Origin of the sequence: Kitasatospora sp. NPDC101447, from assembly GCF_044767225.1 — a bacterium.
Lineage (GTDB): Bacteria > Actinomycetota > Actinomycetes > Streptomycetales > Streptomycetaceae > Kitasatospora.
The window spans coordinates 1-1,332 of sequence record NZ_JBIWNL010000091.1; the positions used below are offsets into that span (position 1 = coordinate 1).

At 68.9% G+C, this 1,332-nt stretch carries 2 protein-coding genes; both read left to right on the forward strand.

Features of this window, described 5'->3' with window-relative positions:
- The first annotated feature begins 72 nt into the window (after nucleotides 1-72).
- Entirely contained in the window at nucleotides 73-384 is a 312-nt protein-coding gene (locus ACIRST_RS42410; RefSeq protein ID WP_030558521.1) for a transposase, read from the forward strand.
- Nucleotides 385-389: 5 nt separating this feature from the next.
- The gene (locus ACIRST_RS42415) at nucleotides 390-1,301 is read left to right on the forward strand and encodes an IS3 family transposase (protein ID WP_402810147.1); all 912 of its coding nucleotides are present in this window, start codon (nucleotides 390-392) and stop codon (nucleotides 1,299-1,301) included.
- The last annotated feature ends 31 nt before the right edge of the window (nucleotides 1,302-1,332 follow it).

Here is a 1,332-nt window from a genome sequence, read left to right on the forward strand (position 1 = left end):
ACCTGAGGTTCCCCCGACGTGCGGAAGGTTGCCGGAGATGGCCTGATGGGCCATGAGAAGGGAGCCTCTGCCATGGCTGCACCGATGAAGTACCCGCCCGAGTTGCGACGGCGTGCGGTGGAGATGTACCGCACTGCCGACCCGAAGCCGGTGATCCGCAAGATGGCCCGCGACCTGGGCGTGCACCACGAGGCCCTGCGTAACTGGATCCGCCAGGACGAGGCGGACCGGGGCGAACGGGACGACCGGCTGACCACCGCGGAGAAGGAGGAACTGGCCGCGCTGCGGAAAGAGAACGCCGAGCTCCGCCGGTCCTGCGAGATCCTCAAGGCCGCCTCGGCTTTTTTCGCCCAGGAGCTCGACCCGACCCGGCGACGGTACTGAAGCTCATCGACGAGTACCAGGACCGCTTCGGGGCCGAGCCCGTCCTCCGGGAACTGCACATCCCCGCCTCCACCTACTACCGCTGGCGCCGCGAGGCCGTCGATCCGTGCGCGCGCAAGCGCCACGACGCCGAACTGACCGAGCACATCCGCCGCATCCACGCCGACTCCGACGAGACCTACGGCTCCCCGCGCGTCCACGCGGTCCTGCGACGCGAGGGCACCCGGGTCGGCCGCAAGCGGGTCGAACGCCTGATGCGCCAGGCCGGCCTGCAGGGCGTCAGTCCACGCCGGTCCCGCGGATTCACCCGCCGAGACCCGGCCGCCGACCTCGCCCCGGACCTGGTCCAGCGCGACTTCACCGCCACCGCGCCGAACCGGCTGTGGGTCGCCGACATCTCGCTGATCCACACCGGCGAGGGAGCGTGGTGGCTGGCCACGATCCGCGACGCCTTCTCCCGCCGGATCGTGGGCTGGCACACCTCGGAGCGGGCGGACGCCGACCTCGTGCTCACCGCGCTGGAGTACGCCCTGCACGGCCGGCCCGTCGAGCCCGGGACGCTTATCCATCACAGCGACCACGGGTGTCAATACACGTCCATCAAGCTCACAACTCGCCTGCTGAAGGCGGGAATCGAGCCGAGCATGGGAAGCGTGGGCGACTCGTTCGACAACGCCCTCGCGGAGAACTTCTGGAGCGTGCTGAAGACCGAGTGCGTGCGCCGCACGACCTTCGAGACCCGCACGGATGCCGACCTGGCCCTGTTCGCCTACATCGACGGCTGGTACAACACCCGCCGCATCCAAAAACGCCTCGGCTGGCTCAGTCCCGACGAGTACGAGGCGAAGTACTACGCCAACCAAGCGACGGCCGAACCGGTGGCCATCGAACCACCCACCCCCATCCTGACCAGGTAATCAACACCTCCCGCACAGCGGGGGAAGCTCA

Excerpts from the sequence above, each read along its gene's own strand:
- ACIRST_RS42410 (WP_030558521.1), top strand. The coding sequence starts at position 73 with ATGGCTGCACCGATGAAGTACCCGCCCGAGTTGCGACGGCGTGCGGTG.